Genomic DNA, 21974 nt, shown 5'->3' with positions numbered 1-21974 from the left:
GGGTGTTCGCAGATTGGTCAGGGCATGGTCCGCGCTCGCCCTCAATGGGGTGACGCGGCGGGCTTGAAAAAGCGGCTGGGAGCTGATCGGGGCTGACGGTGCTTCGTGGTCGTTGCCTGCGGGAAGCAGGATGCCGAGCACCGTCCTTGGGGTGGCTTGAAGGATCGGCCGGGCGATGTCTGGACTGGCCGCCGTGTCGGGGGGGCCTTCGTCCAGGCATCGGTCGGTTCAGTAGGCCTGCAGGCCCCAGGTCTCCTGCAGGATGGCGAATTTTCTCAGTCTTACCGGATCGAGCCGGGCGGCCCGCGCCCTGTTGATGGTGAAATAGGCATCTCCCAGAAAAAGGTCGCCGTCAAAGGCGTTCATGGGTTCGAACCGGCGCAGGACGAGGCCGAACTGGCGCAGATAGGCGATGATCTCGTGCAGGAGTTTCGTGTTGCGATAGACCGGCGTCAGCCATGTTTCCGCTTCCACGCCCAGGCACTGATCGAGCAGCCCGCCGAATCCCAGCAGGATTTCATATTCGTAGCCTTCGACGTCGAGTTTGATGACATCGGCCACGGGCACCTCGCCGCGGCTGTGCAGCGTGTCGTAGCGATCGCATTCGACCGTGACCGTGCCCATGCTGTCGTACAGGGGCGCGATTGAATATCCGGCCAGCACGTCCGGATCGGCCTTGAGCAGGGAGGTGCATCCTGCGTGTCTGCCGAGAGTCAGTTCGAATTCGCCGGCCCGGTAGGACAGGCCACGCTCGACGACCAGGGCGCCCGGGATATGGCTCATCGAGCCGCGCAGGCGATCCGCTTCGGCGGGGTTGGGTTCGAACAGGACCGGCCTGATGTTGCCGGGCTGTCTGGCCCATTTTTTCTGCAGGCCTCCGGATGCGCCGATGTCCACAACGACGATCCGTTCGTCGGCGGCAGTTATGACCTCGGTCATGTCCGGTCTCCCTTTGGGGACGGCTGATGATTTGTCCTGAAAGTCATACGTCTGATCGTGCATCGGGGTGCATCGCGATCAGGTCTGCCGCGAGACGTGATCCTCCTCGGCGGGGAGGTCGACACAAAACAGGGGACGTGTGTTTTGGCGATCGTTTGTTGGCGGCGGCTGTTTCGTCGCCGTATGGGAGACGACGGATTGGCGGTGACGGCGGTTGTCGCGAGGTGATGCCATGGCTGCGAGATGCCTGGGCGACGGTACCGTTTGACGGCAGGACGTGAAGGACGGTCGGACGAAAAGCGGCCGATATCAGCGGATCGCGTTGGCAGCGGATATCGTCGTTCTGGGTGACGCCGCTTCGTCGTCAGCGCTGGTCGCCTTGCGCATCAACGGAAAAACTGTGGGCGGAAAAAATCACGTCTTGGATGCGCGATGGCAGTTGTTCCGCGACGTCTGACATTCGCGCACGCCGCGTTCTCTGATCCGGGCGGGTTGTTCGACGCGTTTCGGGCTGGCGCCTCCGCGTGTCGTCGTCCTGGCCGTGCTGCCCGTTGTTGATGGTCTTGCAACGCCATGGAAAACCACAGGCGGAAAAAGCTGGGCCGCCTTGAAGCGCAAAGGCGGTCGTTTCGTGGCACCTGACACTCGTGCGCGCTGCGCGTTCCTTATCCGGACACGCTGTTTGACGTGCTCCGGACGGTAGGGCGGCAGACGTGTTTGTCAGGCGGCGGGAAGGGGCGTCAGTCCTTGTAGTCGGGCTCTTCCCTGTCGAGGATGAGCTTCATTTCCTCAAAATGGCGGATCGAGAAATCGACGATGCCTTCCCAGTCGCGTGCGGTCTGTTCGGCGACGTCGTCCGACAGGATCGAGATCGGGCGGCCGGTCGAATAGGCGTTCACCAGAATCTGGCAGGCGCGTTCGAGCGTGTACATGTCATCGAAGGCTTCGCCGACCGTGGCGGCGGCGACCATGACGCCGTGATTGCCCATCATCAGGCGGGTCTTGCCGTTCAGGAGGCGGGACAGGCGTGCGCCTTCTTCCTCGCTGTCCGCCATGCCGCCGTAACAGCCGTCGAAGGCCACGCGGTTGAAATAGCGCGCCGTGTTCTGGTCGATCGGCAGGATCGTCGGATCCTGCAGGGTGGCGATGGTGGTTGCATAAATCGGATGCAGGTGCATCACGACGCGCAGGCTCGGGTTCTGTTGGTGCATCTGGCCGTGCACGGCCCATGCGGTCGGGTCCAGGCCGTAGCTTTCGGCGTCGCCGGGCTGGGCCGCGTCGACCAGGATCAGGTCGCTGGCGCGGATTCTGGAGAAGTGCCGCCATTTAGGATTGATCAGGAAGCGGCGGCCGTCGTCCGACACGGTGGCGCTGAAATGGTTGGCCACTGCCTCGTGCAGGCCAAGCCGCGCGGCCAGGCGAAAGGCTGCCGCGAGATCGACGCGCATCGTGCGTTCAATATCCTGGCTCACATCATGTCTCCCAATTCGTCCAAAATCTTCTGCCGGTCCGTGCGTCTGCAAACGGAATGGTGGGTGCAGGGATCGCAACCGGGTGCAATCGTCTGTCGTCGCGTGCCGTTGCTCCGGTTGATCGCGGAGCGGGGATAGCGCCTTATGCTCTTACATAAGCGGTCTGTTTTTCAGGGGTAAAATCGGATTTTCCGAAGCTTGGATACCGAATTGGGCTGAGGGCCCGGGCTTCGTGATGGCGGGCCGCATTTTCCGCTTCCGGCGTGGTGCTTTTTTGTGTGGCAACTGCGTCGGGCGCTGAAAAAAGGGTGCTGCGTTTCGCGAACGGATGTTTGCGGTGGTGAAATCGCGCCGATGCTGGTCTCTGCGCTACGTCGCCTCACAGAGCTGGAATGACGACCTGCGGCCGGCGGTTGTCCTACGGATGTGCAGCGATCGTTTCAGGCATGTCGGACGGCGGATGGTTGCGCCAGATGATTGGATGCGTGCGCGCCATTCAGGCGGCTCGGTTTATAGCGATCATGAAGGTCAACGGGCGGTGGTGCTATGCGGGTCGCGGCATGTGTTTGCGTTGTCCGACTGGCACGCAGCACATTATTATCGATCAGAATGTGATTTTCGGGTCGAATCATTCGTTCCTGTGCCGGATCCGAAACGAATCGTGTCGTCGTGCGGCATGGTATTCCGCACGACCTGCCCACCATTTGTCGACATTGGAAGGCTTGTGCTGTCGTGCGACGCGGGACGGTCTGCGTCCGTCCCGCGTTGCAACGCGGCGGTCTGTCAGTCCAGGGCGGCGATGACGTCGACTTCGACCAGCCATTCCGGACGCGCTAGGGCGACGACGACCAGGCCGGTGAAGACGGGGAAGACGCCGCGCAGATGCTGGCCGAGGGTGCGGTAGACGGCTTCGCGGTAGCGGATGTCCGTCAGATAGACCGTGACCTTGCAGATGTGGCGGACTTCGGCGCCGCATTCCTTCAGCAAAAGCTTGATGTTCTCGGCGACTTTCTCGGTCTGTCCGACCGGATCGCCGACGGCGACGTTCTCCCGCGTGTCGAGGTCCTGCGGCACCTGGCCGCGCAGGTAGATGGTGTTGCCGGCCACCACGGCCTGGCACAGGTCATTGTCCAGGTTCTGCTCCGGATAGGTCTCCTTCGTGTTGAACGGACGGATGCGGCGGTGCGTCGCGGATGCGGCAGAGTGGGACATGCTGTTTTTCTCTGTTCGGACAGGTGGTTTTCGAAAGGCCTTGGGAATGTCTGCCCTGCCGGACGGACATTCGGGCCGTGAGATCGATCAGGAATCGGACGAGGCGTCCGGCGCGAACATTCCGGGGATGGAGCGGTTCGATATGTGAATTCGGCAGTGTTCCTCGAAGGCTTCCAGAAGGCGTGGCTTGCGGACGCGTGCGAGCGTCATCGTGCCGATCACCATGGGGCGATGATCGCCGGCAAGCGGGACGGTGACGACGCGGCGGCCGTCGAGGGCGCGATCAGAGCGCGGCCGGACATTGGCGAGTGTGTAGCCGTAGCCGTTGGCCACCATCGTGCGCACGACTTCCTGATGCGCGCTGCGCGTGTAGATCTTGGGCTCGAGGCCTTCTTTCAGGAAGAGCGCGAAGAAATATTCCCGGCTCAGGGGGAGGTCGAGCAGGATGAGCGGTTCGGGCGCCAGCTCCGCCAGCGAGATTTCGGCGCGTGTGGCGAAGGGATGGTCTTCGCTGACGAGGACGTGCGGCGGGAGGCTGGCGAGGGGGGAGAATTCCATGTCGTCCATGACCTGCAGGTCATAGGTGATGGCCAGATCGATCTGGGCCCGTCTGAGGCGATCGAGGAGCCACTCCTGATCGGCCTCGAGCTGGCGGATTTCCGTCATCGGGTAGTGCGACATGAAGCCGTGCGCGAGAGCCGGCATGATCATGGGCGCCAGCGTGACCATCGAACCGATCGAAAGCTGTCCCCGGACCTGTTCCGTCGCTTCGGATGCTGTCGTGTACAGAGCCTCGGCCATCTGGACGATGCGTCGGGCCTCGACGAGCAGTTCGCGTCCCGCATGCGTCAGGGAGAGCCCCTGGGCGTGGTGCCGGACGAAGAGCTGGACGCCGAGTTCCTGTTCCAGATGGCTGATGGCGGTCGAGATGGACGGTTGCGAGATCGAAAGAAGTTCGGAGGCGTGCCGGATGGACCCGGCCTCGCCTGCGGCAATGAAATAGTCCAGTTGTCGCAATGTGTACCGTATGCCCACAACCACACCCATCATAGCTTCGAACGTCTCGTCATCATCCTACAGAACGGCCATGTTGACAAACGATCGGCGCTCCCCGCGGAGGGGGATGCGACCCTTTATTCCCGTGTCGCGATGTGGCTGGCGATGGAGGCGGCGTCGTGCCAGACGCCCCAGATGAATGGCGATGCGCGGCGCGTCAGCCCCGGCAGGCCGAGGAAATAGAGGCCCGGGATGCGACCCACGCCATTGTCGTGCACCGGGGCACCGGCGGCATCGAGCATGTCGGGCTCGAGCCAGGAGAAGTCGAACGTGTAGCCGGTGGCCCAGACGATCGCCGCGACCTTTTCCTTTTTCAGGTCGAGGCTCAGGATCGGGTTGCGGACGCATTCCGGGTCGTCGGCGATGATTCGGGCCTGCGGTTCTTCCGGCAGGTCGAGGCCTTCGCGTGCGGCGTAGGCATCGGCCAGGTCGAGCATCGACAGGTAGTTGGCGTCGCCGCGTGCGATGTTGGCTGCGAGATCATTGGAGAAATGCAGCGTGCCGTCTTCGTAGTGCGAGGCCTTGCCGACGAGGTTCATGCCCCGGGACGCGAGTTCACGGAAATCGACGGTATGGCCGCCGCGCGCACCGCTGACGGAGATCGTGACGTGATCGCCTTCCGACGTGACGGCCTTGGCGTCCCACATGCCCAGCACGCCGAGCCACCACACGAAGTCGCGCCCGCGATAGCGACGCGGCGGACGGTCGTGCGGGCCGATGGCCAGATAGACCTTGCGGCCCGACCGGAGCAGTTCGTCGGCGATCTGCGCGCCCGACGAGCCGGCGCCGATCACGATCACGGTGCCGTCCGGAAGCTGGCCCGGGTTCTTGTAGGCGTTGGAGTGGATCTGATGCAGGCCGGCCTCGCCCGGCACGACGGCAGGGTAGGAGGGCTTCTGAAAAGGACCGGTCGCGACGACCACGTTCCGGCAGGTGATCGTGCCCGTCGGCAGTTCGGCCACGAACCCGTCATCGGTCCGGCGCAGGGCGGTCACTTCGGTTTCGCAGCGGACGGGTGCGTCGATCTGCTTCGAGTAGGCCTCGAAATAGCCGACGATATTGTTGCGCGGGGCAAATCCGTCCGGATCGACGCCATCGAATGTCATGTTGGGGAAGCGGTCGTGCCAGGCGGGGCCGTTGGCGACCAGGGAATCCCATCGTTCGGAGCGCCATCGTTCCGCAATGCGGCCGCGTTCGACGACGAGGTGGGACAGACCTTGCTTGCCGAGATGTTCGCTCATGGCGATACCCGCCTGGCCGCCGCCGATGACAAGGGTGTCGATTACTTCGTTTGACATGAAAAGCACTCTTTTCGCGAGGAGCTCGAGCTTACGCAACATGATGACATGAACGCCGTCAATTACCGGATAAAATTCCGAGTTTGAAACCAATATCTGGTTTAGCTCTGCTTAGATATTTCTGACGCTGGGGGTCGGGCGACATGTACCACGGAGCCGGGCGACGTGCGCGCTAGCCTCGGATATTCCAATCAAGGACTTTAAAAAATATACCGTTGTGATGTCGGTATGAGTTCCTATAATTTTCGAAGCTGCGATGTTCGATGCGCATCTGACCGCGGGGCCGAGCGCCTGCCCTCATCAGGAGACGATCGTTGTCGCGAAGACGTATAGCTTTTCGAAAGTCGGGAATGGATCAGGCGCCCGGCGAACGAGCGCATTGATCTGCGTCTGAGAATTCGGATGTGCGGATCTGTGCTTTTTTCGTGCGCGGATATCCATTTCGCTCGGCGCAAAATGCGTCATGTCCATTTGCGTGTCAGGCCCAGAAATTGGAGTGCGGTGATGATGACTCGGGCTATGTTTCTTGCGGGAGCCTCCGTGCTCTGTTTTGCGGCGCAGGCTGTGGCGGCGCCGTCCGGGGCGTCGTCGTCGGCCAAGGCACCTGTGACCCATAAGGCGAAGGCTTCCGCCGGGCATCGGAAGGGTCCGGTCGTGGCAAGTCGTTCGGAAGAGCTGTCGGTGACGTCCACGCGTCACTTCACGCATGGCGCGACCGCGGTCGTCACCCGCCAGCAGATGGACGAGGCCGTTGCGGGGACCAGCCCGTACAAGGTACTGGCGCAGACGCCGGGCGTGAACTTCACGTCGGACGATGCCCTGGGCATCGACACGTGGAGCGTCGGGCTGTTCGTGCGCGGTTTCTCCAAGTCGCAGCTGGGCGTGACGCTGGACGGCATTCCGCTGGGCGATCAGGGCTATCAGAAATATAACGGCCTCGACATCAACTCGGCCATCACGCAGGACAATATCGGCGCGATGAGCGTGTCGAAGGGTGGTGGCGCGGTCGACGTGCCGTCGACCACCAATCTCGGCGGCGCGATCACGTTCAATTCGCTCGACCCGAAGCACAAGATGGGCGGCACGATCTCCCAGATGTTCGGAAGCTATAACGGCTTCAGAACGTTCGTGCGGTTCGACAGCGGCGATCTCAACAAGACCGGCACGCGCTTCTATACGTCCTACATGCGGACGGATTCCGGGAAGTGGAAGGGCGAAGGCACGCAGTTCCAGCAGCAGGTCAATTTCAAGCTCGTCCAGCCCGTGGCGGAGCAGAGCAGCATTTCCGCGTTCTTCGACTGGTCGGACATGGAAATGTGGGGATACGAGGATCTTTCCTTCGATGCCCTGAAGACGCTCGGGCAGCGGGTCGACATCTATTATCCGGATTACAAGCGCGCCTATCTCGCGGCGCAGGGCGTCTATTCCGGCGGGATCGGGAAGCTCTCGGATCCGCTGGATGGCGCGTATTATGACGGCGGCACGACGGAGCAGAATTTCCTTGGGGCTCTGACGGCCGATTTCACGCTGGCCGACAATCTGAAGTGGAAGACGATCGCCTATGGGCACTCGGATTCCATGAACTCGTCCTATACGGATCCTTATGACCCGTCGCCGAACGGCAGCCCGCTGTCGGAACAGCTCTACCAGCCGCAACTGCGCCGGTTCGGCCTGACGAGCGACCTGACCTACGACATCAATCACAACAGCATCAACACGGGCGTCTGGTACGAGAACAACTCATATACCAACGGCTATTTCCTCTATGAGGAGCCGCTGCTCGGTCAGGGCGCACCGCTGAAGGCGGTCGGTCCGTACACCACCTACGGACCTGCCTTCTCTCATCCTTGGCAGAGCGCCTATCACACGAACACGTTCCAGTTCCATCTGCAGGACACGTGGTTCATCCTGCCGTCGCTGTCGCTGAACGGGGGTTTCCGCTCGTTCCTGCAGACGACCGGCGGCGGTGCGACCTACAACAATCCGGCCGAGAGCGGTGTCGACCAGTTGCCGTCGGGCGGCCTGACCACGGCGGGCGCCTTCCTGCCGCATATTGCGCTCGACTGGCATTTCGCGCGCCAGCACGAGCTGTATTTCGACATGGCCGAGAACCTGCGCGGCTACAACTATGGCGGCTATCAGAGCGGAAGCCTGCCGAGTGCCTGGCAGGCGCATGACCAGGCGTCGTTCCTGGCGCTGCGCAAGACGCTGAAGCCCGAGCGGTCCTGGGTCTACACGCTGGGCTATCGGTTCACGTCGAAGTACTTTGCCGCCAATGCGGATCTGTATCGCGTGGATTATTACAACCGCATGCAGTCGATCACGACCGGCAGCCTTGTCGATCCGCATTCCACGGTCACGAACGTCGGCAATGTCGGCCTGAACGGCGCCGATGCGCAGGCCGTGATCATGCCGATCAAGAACTTGTCGATCTCGAACAGCATGAGCTACGCCCACTCGATTTACGAGAACAACCTGACGTCGGGCGATGTGGTCTACGATACGAAGGGCAAGCACACGGTTGGCTATCCGTCCTGGATGTATACCGGTCAGCTTTCCTATGCGTATCGCAATGCCTCGGCGCATCTCGATGCGAACTATGTCGGCAAGCGCTATTTCAGCTACACGAACGACACCTCGGTGCCGGGTTACTGGCTCGTGAGCCTTGGCGCGCGGTATCGCTTCAAGAATGTCTGGCGCGCGCATGACGTGATCTTCGATTTCAACGTCTACAACCTTCTGAACCACCCCTATATCGCGACGATCGGCGAGAGCGGATATCCGCTCTCGGGGGATCGCCAGTCGATGCTTCCGGGTGAGCCCCGCGCCTATTTCGGCTCGGTGAAGATGGATTTCTGATCGCCGCTTCGGCATCGCGTTCGGACTGGTATGACTGTCATGCGGGCCCTCGTGCCCGCATGATGCGTTTGATCGACAGGGCGGCCGGGGACTGCCGCCGGCAGGGATGATGGGTGTGGATCACATGGAGCAGACAGGCGACGACTTGCCGCGGGTGGTGGACATCCTGCGCACGCTCATCGGGTTCCGCACCATCTGCGAGGGCACGAACGAGGACCTGATCGACTGGGTGGCGTCCTTCCTGCAATCGGCGGGCTGTCGCGTCACGGTCGTTCCGGGGGAGCGGGCCGGGGCGAAGAGCGTGTTCGCGTCGATCGGCCCGGAGCGCGCGGGCGGCCTCATCCTGTCCGCGCATTCCGATGTCGTGCCGGTCGAGGGGCAGGCCTGGCATACCGATCCGTTCGTGCTGAGCCGTGCCGGCAACCGGCTGTACGGGCGCGGCACGAGCGACATGAAGGGCTTTCTGGCCTGCATGTTGCGAACCGCCGAAAAGGCGCAGTCCCGCGCGCTCGAACGTCCGCTGCATCTGGCCGTGTCCTATGACGAGGAGATCGGGTGCGTGGGCGTGCGGTCGCTTCTGTCGGCGATCGGGGCAGCCGGGCCCGAGGCTGCGGGCATCATCGTGGGCGAGCCCACGGAGATGCGGACGGCGCTTGCGCACAAGGGCAAGATCGCGTTCCGGGTGACGTGCCGCGGAATTGCCGGTCATTCGGCCAACCCGTCGAACGGGGTGAATGCGATTGCGGTCGCCGCGCGGATGGTGTGCGCGCTCGATCATCTGCAGGCCGACATCATCCGCACCGAGACCCATGATTCCCGGTTCGAGGTGCCGCATTCGACGGTGCAGGTCGGCCTGATCGAGGGCGGGACCGCGCTCAACATCATTCCCGACCGGTGTGCGATCCTGGCGGAGATCCGGCTGCTGCCGGACCGGGACGGGGCCGACTATCTGGCGGTCCTGCATCGGGCGGCCGAGGGTCTGATGCGGGATTATCCGGGTTCGGCCATCGAGATCGAGGTCCTGAATGCCTATCCGGGCCTGAACAGCGACGTGCGCAATCCGGTCTCGCAGTTCACGCTGAACCGGATGCGCCAGAACGAGGCGAGCGTCGTCGGTTTCGGGACGGAGGCGGGCCTGTATGCGGAGAAGCTCGGCATCCCTTGCGTCATCTGCGGTCCGGGCTCGATCGACCGGGCACACAAGGCCGATGAATTCATTACCGTCGAGGAGCTCGCGCAGGGCGAGCGCCTGCTTGACGACGTGCTCGACCTGCTGTCCCGGTAGCGCATCGGGGTAACGGCTTCTTTTGTGTATTTGCCCGCGCGGCCAGAGCGTTTTCCGGACCATTGCGGATGCGCCGCGATGGGGCAGATGCCCGTCTATCAGTGGAGGTGATCCAGGCATGACCTTTTCCATCATCGCGCGATGCCCGCGCAGCGGACAGCTCGGGATGTCGGTTTCGTCGTCGTCTCCGGCGGTGGCCAGCCGGTGTGCGTTCGCCCGCGCGCGCACGGGTGTCGTGGCGTCCCAGAACGTGACCGACCCGCGTCTCGGGCCGGCCGGGCTGGACCTGCTGGCGGCAGGAGCCACTGCGGAGGAAGCGCGCGACATCCTCGTGCGGACGAGCGAACACGCGGCGTTCCGTCAGCTCGTGATTCTCGATGCGCAGGGCCGGACGTCGGTCTGGTCGGGCGAGAAGGCGCTGGGGGTGAATGCAACCGTCGCCCGCGAAAATGTCGCGGCGGCGGGCAATCTTCTGGCGAACCCGTCCGTGCCGGAGCGGATGGTGGATGCGTTCCTCGCGTCGGACGTTACGCTCGACCTTGGCGCGCGTCTTCTGATGGCGATGGCGGCTGGTCAGGAAGCGGGCGGCGAAGCGGGGGCGGTTCGCTCGGCCGGGCTTCTGGTCGTGGATCGCGAGGCGTGGCCGCTGGTGGATCTTCGCGTGGACTGGGACGAGCAGCCCCTGGAGCGCCTGTCAGAGCTCTGGTCGGTCTGGCAGCCGCAGATGCACGATTATGTGGTGCGGTGTCTCAATCCCCTGACGGCGCCGTCGTACGGCGTGCCGGGCGACGAGTGACATAGGCGCCTGGGGACGACAGGGCGGTCTGCCCGCGTTCTCAGATCAGGAGCGCGCGGGCGGTGTCGGGGTCGACCGGGATGCCGGTTGCGCGGCGCCGTTCCGCTTCTGCCCATTCCCGGTCGCCGGGCACGAGCGTGGGGCGGGCGGGGTCGACCGGGGTTGCGGTTTCGACGGCTGACACGTAACGCGCAATGGCCGTTTCGTACCCGGCCTGTCCCACGAAATGCTGCGGATTGATCGCCAGGAAGAAGTGCCCGATGTTGCCGGGTATCTCCTTACTGCGTGGATCGCTGTCCGGAACGATCTCCGGATCGAAGGCGGCGCCGGTCAGCACGGCGCTCAGCAATGTTGCGAGACCGGCGAGGGCTGCGCCCTTGAACCCGAATTCCGGGCCGCCCAGAGGATGCAGGCAGGTGGCTTTCTGTGCGTCGCAGGTCGTCTCGCCGGCTGCGTCCACCGCGACGCCGTAGGGCAGCGGGATGCCGAGCGCGCGGTAGAGCATGACCCGGTTGAACGGCACGGACGAGGTGGCCATGTCCATCAGCCAGGGCTTGCGGCCGGGGACGGGCGCTGCGAAGGCGAACGGGTTGGTGCCGTGGAATGCGTGCTTGCCGCCGAACAGGCTGACGAGGGCTTCGGCGTTGCAGGTGGCGAGACCGAGCAGTCCGCGCGGCGCCGCCTCGATCGCATAGGCGCCGGCGGCTCCGAAATGGTTGGAGTTGCGGACGCCGACCGCGCCGATTCCCGAAACGCGCGCGCAGTCCATGGCCTTCTGCATGGCCATGTATGAGGCGGCATGTGCGAGGCCGTGATCGGCGTCGAGCACGGCGGTGCAGGGGCCGGTGGATGTGAGGACGCGGTGCGGCGCCGTCCTGATCCGGCCGGCCCTGATCTTGCCGACATAATACGGAGCGAGGCGGACGCCGTGGCTGTCCACGCCATGGCGGGAGGCGTGCATCAGGGCGCGCGTGGTCTCGTCGGCATCGTGGGGTTGTGCGCCGGCGGAGAGAAGGTGCCGGCGGACCTTTTCCGCGAGGATGTCCTCGGGCACGCGTACGACGGATTCTGCGCTCATGGTCTTTCCGTTTTCAGTGTCCTGTCGTCCACGGAGCGGCGGGCAGGGGTCAGTGGGGCAGGGTGAGTTCGCGTTCGGGGCTGATCCTGTTCTTCTGCGTGGCCTCCATGACCAGGAACAGGACGACGACCACGATCATCATGGTGACCGAGACCGCGGCCAGAAGCGGGCTGGCCTCCAGCAGGATCGCGTCCCACATCTGCTTGGGCAGCGTCGTCTTCAGGCCGCCGCCGAGGAAGAGGGCGACGGTCAGTTCGTCGAAGGACGTGAGGAAGCCTGCGATCAGCGCGGAAATGACGACGGAGCGCAGGAGGGGGAAGGCGACCCGTCCGACGATGGCGCCGGTGCGCGCGCCCAGCGTGGCGGCGGCCTGGTTCAGGCGCCAGTCGTAGGAGCGGAAGCCCGCGAGCAGGATCGTGAACACCACGGGGATGCAGATGACCGTGTGGCCGAGGATGATCGCAAGGTCGGTCGCCAGCAGGGACATCTTCGCGAACAGTCCGAAGAGGGCGAGCGCGATCACGATCGGGGGGACGGCGAGCGGGATCATGAAGAGCAGGATGACCATGCCGACGATCCGGCCGTCCGCCCGGGCGACGGCATAGGCGGCCGATCCGGCCAGCAGGACCGACAGGATCGCGGCTCCCGCGCCGATGCGGAAGGACGCGAGCGTGGCCGCGACCCATTGCGGGTCGTGGAAGTAGAGCGCGAACCAGTGAAACGTCCCGAGCCGGGGCGGGAAGGTGAGGAACACGTCGCGCGTGAAGGCCATCGGGATGATCGCGAGCAGCGGCACCGTCAGCGAGACGATGACGAACCAGGAATAGATCGACGACGCCCGGGCGATGGTCGCGGGGCCTGGCACGAGTGCCGGGACCGCGCGTCCCAGGCGTGTGAAGAGCTGCGCTGTCCGGTCGCAGAAGGCGATCGACGACGGGCGCGGCGGGAGTGTGGCGCGCGCGCCCGAGAGGTCGAACAGGCCGTTGGCCAGCAGGATGGCCAGACCGCCGATGATGACGATCACGAGTGCCAGCGCGCCGCCGAAATGCCAGTTCTGCAAATGGTCGATCTGCAGGATGATCAGTTCGCCCAGCAGCACGTCGTGCAGGCCGCCCAGCAGCATCGGCGTGATGAAGAAGCCGAGCGCCATGAGGAAGATCAGCAGGCCCGAGGCCGCGCAGCCGCGGAGCGACAGCGGCATGTAGATTCGCCAGAAGATGTCCGCATTGCCGCCGCCCAGCGTGCGCGCCGCACTCAGGAGCTGCCGGTTGATGGCCAGATGCGTCGGCAGCATGGAGATGATGGCCATCGGCAGCAGGACATGCACCATGGTGGCGACAACCGTGATGCGGTTGAACAGCAGGGCATCGCCGCCTGGCAGGCCGAAGAAGTTCAGGAAGGTCGCGACCGGGCCGTGGCGCCCCAGCAGCACGAGCCAGGCGAAGCTGCGGACCAGAACGCTGGTCCAGAACGGCGCCATGACCAGAAAGAGCGCGCGCCGGCGGTGTCTTTCGTCCAGGGAGGCGAGCCAGTTCGCGACGGGATAGCCCAGGGCCACGGAGAGGATGGCGCAGGCGATGCCGACCGACAGGGTATTGCCCAGCACGCGTCGGTATCCGGCGATGCGGAACAGGGTCTCGATGCCCGACAGGCTCATGGAGCCGGTCGCGGGATCGGTCAGGCTCCGGAAGATCATCAGCGCCAGGGGCACGACGAGGAACACGGCGAGGAAGAACAGGCCGGGTGCGATCGGCAGGCTCCGCGAAAGCGGCATGCCGAACAACTGCCGTTCTGTCCGTCGCGCGGGACGGGCTTCCATCATGTTCACGTCTGCACCTGTCCTGAGTTCGTCCAGCCTGATCGTCGTTGTGCTGCGGTCATGTCATTCCAGCAGGAATTCTTCGAACCGTTCCGAGGTGGCGGCGAGATTTGTGCCCCACCATGCGGCGTCGAAGCCGGTCAGGCCCTTGAAGTTTTCCGGCGCGGTCGGCAGTTCCAGCGCGCGTTCAGGCGTCAGGAAGTCGAACGAGCGGCGGTTGGTCGGTCCGTTCGCGATATGGCGGGCGTATTCGGCCTGCCGGTCGGCGCGCGCGCAGAACCGGATGAAGGTGCGGGCGAGGGATGCCTGCGGAGAACCGATCGGAATTCCCCAGCCGTCCACATCGTAAAGACCGTTCCACAGGAGCGAGATCGGTGCACCCGCGGTGCGGGCGGCCTGCGCGCGTGCGGACCAGCTGTCGCTCAGGTCGACCTCGTCGCTTTCGAGCAGGAACGTGTTCTGTGCGCCGTTGGCCCACCAGATCGCGATGTGGTCCTTGATGCGGCGCAGGGATGCGAACGCGCGGTCGACATCGAGCGGATACAGGTCGGCAGGCGCCACGCCATCGGCGAGGAGCGCCAGTTCGAGCGAGAACGTGGGGCTGCGGCACAGGCTGCGGCGTCCGGGGAAGCGGCGCACGTCCCAGTAATCGCGCCAGTCCTTCGGGCCGCCGTTCGGAAAATGGCTTGTCTGCCAGGCCATCATGACGGCGTAGACCGAAAATCCCATCCAGACGGGCGAGACCATGTTCGGCAGGAAATCGGCCGTGTCGGCTGCGGGAATATCGAGCCGGCCGAGATAGTCGCCTTCGGCTTCGAGCTGCGCCACATGCGCGCTGTTGAGCATGCAGACGTCCCACAGGTAGGAGCGCGTCTCCACCATGAGCTTGAACTGCGTGACCGGATCGGCCTCGTGCGGGACGGCATTGATGCGGATGCCGGTTTCGCGTTCGAACGGATCGTAGAAGGCGCGGCGCATGGCGGCCGAAGGTTCGGCACCGACGTCGGCGATCGTCAGTTGCCGGTCCGTCGTCTGGGCGCGCGCGAGATCGGTGGCGAGCAGCGGGCTGCTCGCACCCCATGCCAGGATGCTGCGGCGTGTCGGGCGCTTCATCGACATGTCTGCGGGTTTTCTGACATCAGGAGGTGGGCCCTGCGATAAAATGGCCGTCGCCCGGCGTCCAGCACAGCGTTGCGGGTTGATCGCGATGGATTTCGATGTTCGTCGGCGCCTTGATGACGGCGGGCTGGCCGTTGCGCAGTTCGAACACGACGCGCTGTTCGCAACCGTTGAAACTGACGTCGAGTACGCGGCCCTTCAGGCCCGTATCGTCCGCGCCGCCGATACGGATATGCTCCGGCCGCAGCACGATGGCGCCGGTGCCGCCGGCAGGTGTCGCGCAGTTGCGGGGCAGTGGCACGGGACCGGCCGGCGTTTCCAGCATACCGTCGTTTCGCACCGTTCCATTCAGGATCGTCGAATTTCCGATAAAATTGGCGGCGAAGACCGTGGCGGGTTCGTTGTAGAGCGTGCGCGGTGTCGCGAACTGTTCGATGCGTCCCGCATTCATCAGGCAGATGCGGTCGGACATGGCCATGGCCTCGTCCTGGTCGTGGGTGACGAAGACGAATGTCGCGCCGGTTTCGCGATGGATGCGCCGCACCTCGTCCTGCATGGTCATGCGCAGGTTGCGATCGAGGGCGGAAAACGATTCGTCCATGAGGATGAGCGAGGGTTTGTAGACCAGGCATCGCGCCAGGGCGACGCGCTGCTGCTGTCCGCCGGAGAGCGCGTTGGGCATGCGCGCGTTGAATCCGGCAAGCCCCACCATTTCCAGCGCGGATGCGACGCGCGATGCGATCTGCGCGCGATCGACGCGCCGGATGCGCAGCGGGAAGGCCACGTTTTCCTCGACGGAAAGATGAGGAAACAGGGCGTAACTCTGGAAGACGACGCCGATGTCGCGGTCGGCGGTCGGGCTCCATGTCTGGTCCCGGCCGTCGATGAACAGCCGGCCGCCGCTGGGCGGTGCGAGGCCGCAGATGAGCTGCAGCAGCGTGCTTTTTCCGGAGCCGGAGGGGCCGAGCAGGGTCACGAATTCACCGGCCAGGACATCGATGTCGACGCGGTCCAGGGCGATCGTTGCGCCGTAGCTCTTGTGGAGCTGTTCCGTGCGGAGCTTGCTTGCCGGACGGTCCGGATCCGGATTGATGTTGCGTTCGTTCATCTTACCTACAGCAATCACCGACGACAGGACGGCAGGTCGCCATACTGATGGCTCCCGCGGCGTGCCGTCAAACCGCTATCGGAATATTTTCTGACCGGATCGTGCAGGCTTGCACCGGCCCGGACCGGGTTGCGTATCCGAGGCCAGAGTGCCCGGCGCCGTCACAAGATCGAAATAAGTTTTTTCCGCGCCATTGATATGAAAAAATCTTCTCTCGCCGCATTGGCGCGCCTTGATGCAATGGGTAGAAAAATACGAGTTTACCCTTGGCCGTGCGGTCCTTCATTCTTTCTGTATGTGAAACGGTGCCGACAATCGGGGTGAACGCCGCAGCGCGGAGGTTCTCGCGATATCGGTTCCGTGGTGTCGGACGGAAGGAAATACAGCATGGCGCGGACGTCGAAACACATGGTCCTGGGTGGTCTCTTCGAGGCCAACGGCTACCACTCGGCCGCGTGGCTGCTGCCGTCCGCGCAGGATGATGCCGCGACCGATGTCGGATATTTCCGCCGGATCATCCAGCAGGCGGAAGCCGGCAAGCTCGATTTCTTCTTCCTCGCCGACACGCCTGCCGCACGCACGGAAAATCTGGATTTCTGGACGCGTTCGCCGCTTTACATGAACATGATGGAGCCGATCACGCTCCTCTCGGCGCTGGCGGGTTCGACCAAGCATATCGGCCTGGGTGCCACGGCTTCGACGAGCTTCTACGAGCCCTACAACATCGCCCGGCTGTTCGGGTCGCTCGATCATATCAGCGGCGGCCGGGCCGCGTGGAACGTGGTCACCTCGGCGAACGATTATGCCGCGCGCAATTTCGGCCTCGACAGCCTGCCGCCGCATGACAAGCGTTACGAGAAGGCAGCGGAATCCCTCGAGGTCGTGCAGGCGCTGTGGGACACGTGGGAAGACGACGCGTTCATCTTCGACAAGGCCAATGCCCGCATGTTCGAGCCGGCCAGGTTCCACAAGCTGGACCATGAGGGGCAGTTCTTCCGTGTGCAGGGCGGCCTGAACATGCGCCGCTCGCGGCAGGGGCAGCCCGTGATCTTCCAGGCGGGCGCATCGCCTGCGGGCAAGGAATTCGCGGCGCGGACGGCCGAGGTCGTGTTCGGCACCGGTGCGACGCTTGCCGAGGCGCAGGCGTTCTATCGCGACCTGAAGGGGCGGATGGCGCAGTATGGTCGCACGACGGACCAGCTCAAGGTCCTGTCGGGCGTGTCCATCGTCTATGGCGAGACGCGGGCGATCGCCGAGGAGAAGTGGGCGCGCTGGCAGGAGACGGTTCCGGTCGAGGTCGGGCTGATGTACATGAAGACGGATCTCGAGACGGATCTGTCCGACCTGCCGCTCGACGAGCCGGTGCCCGAGCATCGGATTCCGTCACACTCGAATTTCCATCAGGTCTATTTCAATGAGATCGTGGGGCTGATCCGCGAGGGCCTTACCCTGCGGCAGATCTGCCGGAAATATAACCGCAGCAAGGTCATCTTCTTCGGCAACGAGGTGGATATCGCCGACCAGATGCAGGAATGGGTCGAGCAGGAAGGCAGCGACGGCTTCATGATGGCGCTGCCGGTCCTGCCGGAGAGCCTGACGGACGTGACCGAGAAGGTGGTGCCGGAGCTGCAGCGGCGCGGTCTGTTCCGCAAGGAATACGAGGGCACGACGCTGCGCGAGAACCTCGGCCTTGCGTTCCCGCGCAATCGTTATACCGAAGGCTGACAGGCCTCCGGTCGTCGCGCGCGGCCGGGCCTGTTCGCGGGGCGGCCCGGGGCCGCTCCTGTTCACAAGCAGAAAATGGATGCGCATGTCTTTCGTGCTGAAGGTTGACCAGAGCCGCGAGAACCAGTGGCCCGACGAATTCGCGAAGCTCATGCCTGACATGCCGGTCCGGGTCTGGCCTGATGTCGGCGATGCGGATGCCGTCGAATACATGGCGCTGTGGTCGCCCGAAGCCGGGATTTTCGACCGGTTTCCCAATCTGAAGCTGGTCTTCTCGTTCGGCGCGGGCGTCGACCAGTTCAACCTCTCCGTGCTGCCGCCGTCCGTCGGGCTGGTGAAGATGATCGAGCCCGCGCTGACCGCCGGCATGGTCGAATACGTGGCGGCCCAGGTGCTGGCGACGCACCGGGACCTGCCGCTCTATCGCGCCCAGCAGGACAGGCGGGTCTGGCAGGGCCATCCGGAACGTCTGGCGGCGGAGACCCGTGTCGGGATCATGGGGATGGGCACGCTTGGCGTTCCCTGCGCCCGCGCGCTTGCGGCTCTCGGCTTCAGGGTGAACGGCTGGGCGCGGAGCCCGCGTGACATCGAGGGGGTGTCGATGTTTCTCGGGCCCGATGCGCTCGACGATTTCCTGAAATCCACGGATATTCTGGTGTCGCTCCTGCCGCTGACCGACGAGACGCGCGGGATTTTCGATGCCCGGCTGTTCTCGCGGTTGCCGGATGGTGCGAGCTTCATCAATGCCGGACGTGGACCGCAGGTCGTCACCGCGGACCTGATTGCGGCGCTGGATGCAGGCAGGCTGCGCTGGGCGGTGCTGGACGTGACCGATCCGGAGCCGCTGCCACAGGACTCGCCGCTATGGGATCACCCCAAGGTCGTGATCACGCCGCATATCGCGAGCAACACCAACGTGGCGAGCGGTGTCGCGAGTGTCGTCGCGAACATCCGCCGGCATCAGGCGGGCGAGACGCCCGTCGGTCTGGTCGATCGCAGCCGGGCGTATTGAGGCGGGGTTCCCGATCGGGCGGCGTGGGTCGAGCACGTTGCTCGTTCCGGGGGCGACCGGGTGCGGGGATGATGCCGGGCGCTGGTAAGGCGGCCCGGTTCCGCTTTGGGCTGCCTGTCACCGCGGGCTGTTTTTGATGCGGGCCGTGCGGATTGCTGCGTCGCTGGTGCCCGGGCGGCCGAGGCACGGCGTGGGCAGGCCGGAATCCTGTCGGGCGATGGTGTCGATGTCAGGCAGTACCGGACGATGGTGTTTCGCGGCGGTTGAACGGCTGCCGTGCGCGTGGGGCGCTCGTCGCGGGACGTGGACGGCAGGGCTGCGGATCTTCGGGCGGCTGGCGATACGGCGTGCGGGGATCGGCTGAAACGGGGCCGATATCAGACGGGGCCGGCGGCGCGCCATGGGGTGATCCGCGTTCGTGTCATAGAGGGATCATTGCGTATGCGTCGTGGCGTTCTTGCTCTTGGTTGCTGCGTTCTTCCGTTCCTCGGCATCGCGGCCCATGCGGCGCCTGCGCCGGGGGGTGAGGCCGGAGGGATGTGCCGGGTCGAGAAGCATGCCGACGTGCCGGCCCGGATGCGCGACGGCGTGATCCTGCGGGCGGATGTGTATCAGCCGCAGACGAACGGGCCGGTGCCGGTCATCCTGATGCGGACCCAGTATGGCAAGGCATCGGCGCAGACCCAGCCGGACCGGTTCCAGTCGCCCGCGTGGTATGCCGCGCACTGCTATATCGTGGTGATCCAGGACATCCGGGGGCAGGGCCGTTCGGAAGGCACGTTCTACGAATACCGCAACGACCGGAACGACGGCTACGACACGGTCGAATGGGCGGCGCACCTGCCGGGGTCGAACGGTCGCGTCGGCATGTATGGCTCGTCCTATGTCGGGGCGACGCAGTGGCTGGCCGCGACCGCGACGCCGCCGTCGCTGGCCGCCATCGTGCCGTCGAACACCGGGTCCGATTATGGCGATGGCTGGACTTATGAGGACGGTGCCTTCCGGCTCGGCTTCATCGAGCCGTGGATGCTGTCCGACATCGGCGCATCGTCCGCCCGCAATCGCGGCGAGACGGCGCTGGCCGACCGGCTTGCGGCGGCCGGCAGGAATCCGGCGGCCTGGATGCGCTTCCTGCCCTATGCCGATTTCCCGCTGTTCCGGGACAGGGGGCGGGATGTCGCGCCCTATTTCTACGATGCGGTCCGGCATTCGACGTCGGATGCGTACTGGCGGGCGTTCGACATCAGGTCGCGCTACGACAAGGTCCGGGTGCCGGTGCTGGCGTTCGACGGCTGGTACGATGCGTTCCTGAGCGGGGCGCTGGAGAACTTCGTCGGCATGCAGCGCGCGGGCGGCACGCCGGATGCCCGCCGGAACCAGCGCATCGTCATCGGTCCGTGGGATCATATCGGCTGGGGGCGGCCCGATTCCGAGATGAGTCCGCGGCTGCTGGCGATCGGGCCGGTGGCCAACAGCCCGGTCAATGAGCTGAGCCTGATGTGGTTCGACCATTTCCTGAAAGGCCGGGACAACGGCGTCGAGACCGGGCCGCGTGTCGATTACTTCACCATGGGCGAGAACCGCTGGCACAGCGCCGGGGCCTGGCCGGTTCCGGGCACGCAGTGGCAGCGGTGGTCTCTCTCCAGCGCGGCGAGTGCGGCCTCCGTCATGGGGGATGGCGTGCTGTCGCCCGAGGGCGGGGCGACGCATGGCGCGGCCGCGACCGACAGTTTCACGTACGACCCCGCCAATCCGGTGCCGAGTGTCGGCGGTCATTCCTGCTGCGGCTGGGACATGGGGCCGCAGGGGCAGTTCGACCAGTCCTCGATCGAGCAGCGGCCCGATATCCTCGTCTATACGAGCGCGCCGCTCGACCGGGCGGTCGATGTCACGGGGCCGGTCATGGTCGAGCTTTATGCCGCGACGTCCGCCGTCGATACCGATTTCACGGCCAAGCTGGTGGACGTGGCGCCGGACGGGACCGCGATCAACCTGAACAACGGCATTCAGGTCGCGCGCTTCCGCAACTCGCTGGAGACGCCCGAGCCGGTGAAGCCGGGGCAGGTCTATCGCTACCGGATCAGGGTCTGGCCGACGAGCAACCTGTTCCTGGCCGGGCACCGGATCCGGCTGGAGATTTCCTCCAGCGACTATCCGCAGTTCGCGCCCAATCCCAACACGGGCGCGCCGTTCGGCCAGTCGGCCACGATGGTGAAGGCGACCCAGACGATCTGGCACGATCGCGCGCATCCTTCCGCCCTGATCCTGCCGGTGCTGCCCGTGCCGGATGCAGGGATCGCGCATCCCCCGCAGCGCTGACGCAGCGGGTTGGCGCGGCGGGTTTGGCGCGGTTCAAGGGCGTGCAGGTGTCGTGTCGTCGTGACGGGCGACCGGCGGCCTGGCCCGGCGACGGGGCTGTGCCCGCGTGAGTGGTTTCGGGTGAAGCGCTCCGGCCCGAACGTCCGGCGTTCTCAGTGGTGCCAGGCGGCGCCTGTGTAGAAGAAGCGGCCGAGGCCTGCGGTGAAGATCAGGCAGCCGTAGAGGCTGTGTTCGAGGCAGGTCAGGCGCAGGGATCGGTGGCGCGCGTAGTCGCGGGCGAAGAGCAGGCCGCCGATGGCGGTCATGGCGATTGCGATCCAGTTCAGGAAGATCACGTGGGCGAAGCCGAAGGTGATCGCGCTTGCGGCGACGAGGCCTTTGTCGCTGCGGAACAGCGGGCGATATCGGGTGAACAGGAACGCGCGGTAGAGCACCTCCTGCGGCCAGACCGACAGCACCGGGTAGAGCACCATGATCAGCAGCCAGAAGCGCGGCCGCTGACGTGGCAGGCTGAGGAACGTCTCGGGCCAGAGCCATGCCGTCAGCGCCACGATGATCGGCGCGAGGATCGCGAAGCGGAGGAAGATTGCACGGCGTTCGTGGCGGACGTCATGGGGCTGCGGTTTCTCGCGGCGGATGGCGAGGTAGGCGATGATAGCCGCCACCCAGATGAGCCCGAACAGGATGCCGGGGCGGCGGAGTTCGAGGATCAGGAGGGGGCCGCCGAGGTAGAGGATGAGGAATTCGGCGGTGACGTACAGGGTCTTAAGCATGGGGCTGAATTTTAGCACAGAGCGTGATGGCTGCTTTCGCCCGCATATGCGACGTCAGCGCCTAGAGCGGCTCCACTGAACGCTGATTCTGTGGCGTGACAGGA

The 21974-nt window shown here is 64.7% G+C and carries 16 protein-coding genes; 6 read left to right on the top strand and 10 right to left on the bottom strand.

Translation table 11 applies throughout. From position 1 onward, the window contains the following. Nucleotides 1–228: 228 nt before the first annotated feature. From B8446_RS14905 to B8446_RS14880, 5 genes are all read right to left on the bottom strand, one after another. The gene (locus tag B8446_RS14905) at nt 229–939 is read right to left on the bottom strand and encodes an FkbM family methyltransferase (RefSeq protein WP_048850998.1); all 711 of its coding nucleotides are present in this window, start codon (nt 937–939) and stop codon (nt 229–231) included. A 740-nt stretch (nt 940–1679) separates the two neighbouring features. Continuing rightward, a complete protein-coding gene (locus B8446_RS14895; protein WP_241767815.1) occupies nt 1680–2411 on the bottom strand; it encodes a class II aldolase/adducin family protein in 732 nt (243 codons plus the stop codon). Nucleotides 2412–3194: 783 nt separating this feature from the next. Continuing rightward, nucleotides 3195–3623: a RidA family protein gene (locus B8446_RS14890; RefSeq protein WP_048850993.1), complete on the bottom strand. Its 429-nt coding sequence runs from the start codon at nt 3621–3623 to the stop codon at nt 3195–3197. Between the two features lie 87 nt (nt 3624–3710). Then, entirely contained in the window at nt 3711–4673 is a 963-nt protein-coding gene (locus B8446_RS14885; RefSeq protein WP_241767814.1) for a LysR family transcriptional regulator, read from the bottom strand. An 83-nt stretch (nt 4674–4756) separates the two neighbouring features. Further along, entirely contained in the window at nt 4757–5977 is a 1221-nt protein-coding gene (locus B8446_RS14880) for a flavin-containing monooxygenase (RefSeq protein WP_048851024.1), read from the bottom strand. A 654-nt stretch (nt 5978–6631) separates the two neighbouring features. Here B8446_RS14880 and B8446_RS14875 point away from each other — a divergent pair. From B8446_RS14875 to B8446_RS14865, 3 genes are all read left to right on the top strand, one after another. Then, the gene (locus B8446_RS14875) at nt 6632–8836 is read left to right on the top strand and encodes a TonB-dependent receptor (RefSeq protein ID WP_241767813.1); all 2205 of its coding nucleotides are present in this window, start codon (nt 6632–6634) and stop codon (nt 8834–8836) included. Nucleotides 8837–8960: 124 nt separating this feature from the next. Continuing rightward, nucleotides 8961–10121 carry an acetylornithine deacetylase gene (gene argE / locus B8446_RS14870; protein WP_048851023.1) on the top strand — a complete coding sequence of 387 codons (1161 nt, stop codon included), beginning with the start codon at nt 8961–8963 and terminating at the stop codon, nt 10119–10121. Nucleotides 10122–10239: 118 nt separating this feature from the next. Continuing rightward, nucleotides 10240–10917 (top strand): DUF1028 domain-containing protein, encoded by a 678-nt coding sequence (locus tag B8446_RS14865; protein WP_048850989.1) that lies wholly within the window; start codon nt 10240–10242, stop codon nt 10915–10917. 40 nt (nt 10918–10957) lie between these two features. Here the strand turns inward: B8446_RS14865 and B8446_RS14860 are convergent, their stop codons facing one another. Genes B8446_RS14860 through B8446_RS14845 form a run of 4 tightly spaced genes read right to left on the bottom strand, consistent with a single transcriptional unit; the run spans nt 10958 to nt 16041 of the window. Further along, on the bottom strand, nt 10958–11995 hold the full coding sequence (locus B8446_RS14860) for an Ldh family oxidoreductase (RefSeq protein ID WP_048850987.1): 1038 nt from the start codon (nt 11993–11995) through the stop codon (nt 10958–10960). A 49-nt stretch (nt 11996–12044) separates the two neighbouring features. Beyond that, entirely contained in the window at nt 12045–13817 is a 1773-nt protein-coding gene (locus tag B8446_RS14855; RefSeq protein WP_241767817.1) for an ABC transporter permease subunit, read from the bottom strand. 60 nt (nt 13818–13877) lie between these two features. Further along, on the bottom strand, nt 13878–14933 hold the full coding sequence (locus B8446_RS14850) for an ABC transporter substrate-binding protein (protein WP_048850982.1): 1056 nt from the start codon (nt 14931–14933) through the stop codon (nt 13878–13880). A 19-nt stretch (nt 14934–14952) separates the two neighbouring features. Beyond that, nucleotides 14953–16041 (bottom strand): ABC transporter ATP-binding protein, encoded by a 1089-nt coding sequence (locus tag B8446_RS14845; RefSeq protein WP_048850980.1) that lies wholly within the window; start codon nt 16039–16041, stop codon nt 14953–14955. Nucleotides 16042–16428: 387 nt separating this feature from the next. Between B8446_RS14845 and B8446_RS14840 the strand changes: the two genes are divergently transcribed. The 3 genes from B8446_RS14840 (at nt 16429) to B8446_RS14825 (ending at nt 21097) form a co-directional block, all read left to right on the top strand. Beyond that, nucleotides 16429–17766 (top strand): LLM class flavin-dependent oxidoreductase, encoded by a 1338-nt coding sequence (locus B8446_RS14840; RefSeq protein WP_199484132.1) that lies wholly within the window; start codon nt 16429–16431, stop codon nt 17764–17766. Between the two features lie 85 nt (nt 17767–17851). After that, the gene (locus B8446_RS14835) at nt 17852–18778 is read left to right on the top strand and encodes a 2-hydroxyacid dehydrogenase (RefSeq protein ID WP_048851015.1); all 927 of its coding nucleotides are present in this window, start codon (nt 17852–17854) and stop codon (nt 18776–18778) included. Between the two features lie 441 nt (nt 18779–19219). Next, on the top strand, nt 19220–21097 hold the full coding sequence (locus tag B8446_RS14825) for a CocE/NonD family hydrolase (RefSeq protein WP_048850976.1): 1878 nt from the start codon (nt 19220–19222) through the stop codon (nt 21095–21097). 152 nt (nt 21098–21249) lie between these two features. Here B8446_RS14825 and B8446_RS14820 read toward each other — a convergent pair whose 3' ends face one another. Then, a complete protein-coding gene (locus B8446_RS14820) occupies nt 21250–21870 on the bottom strand; it encodes a CPBP family intramembrane glutamic endopeptidase (RefSeq protein WP_048850975.1) in 621 nt (206 codons plus the stop codon). Nucleotides 21871–21974: the final 104 nt, after the last annotated feature.

It is taken from the genome of Tanticharoenia sakaeratensis NBRC 103193, from assembly GCF_000963885.1.
GTDB classification, from domain to species: domain Bacteria; phylum Pseudomonadota; class Alphaproteobacteria; order Acetobacterales; family Acetobacteraceae; genus Tanticharoenia; species Tanticharoenia sakaeratensis.
Note: the sequence above shows the minus strand (reverse complement) of the source record. Positions and strands in the feature narration are given on the sequence as shown.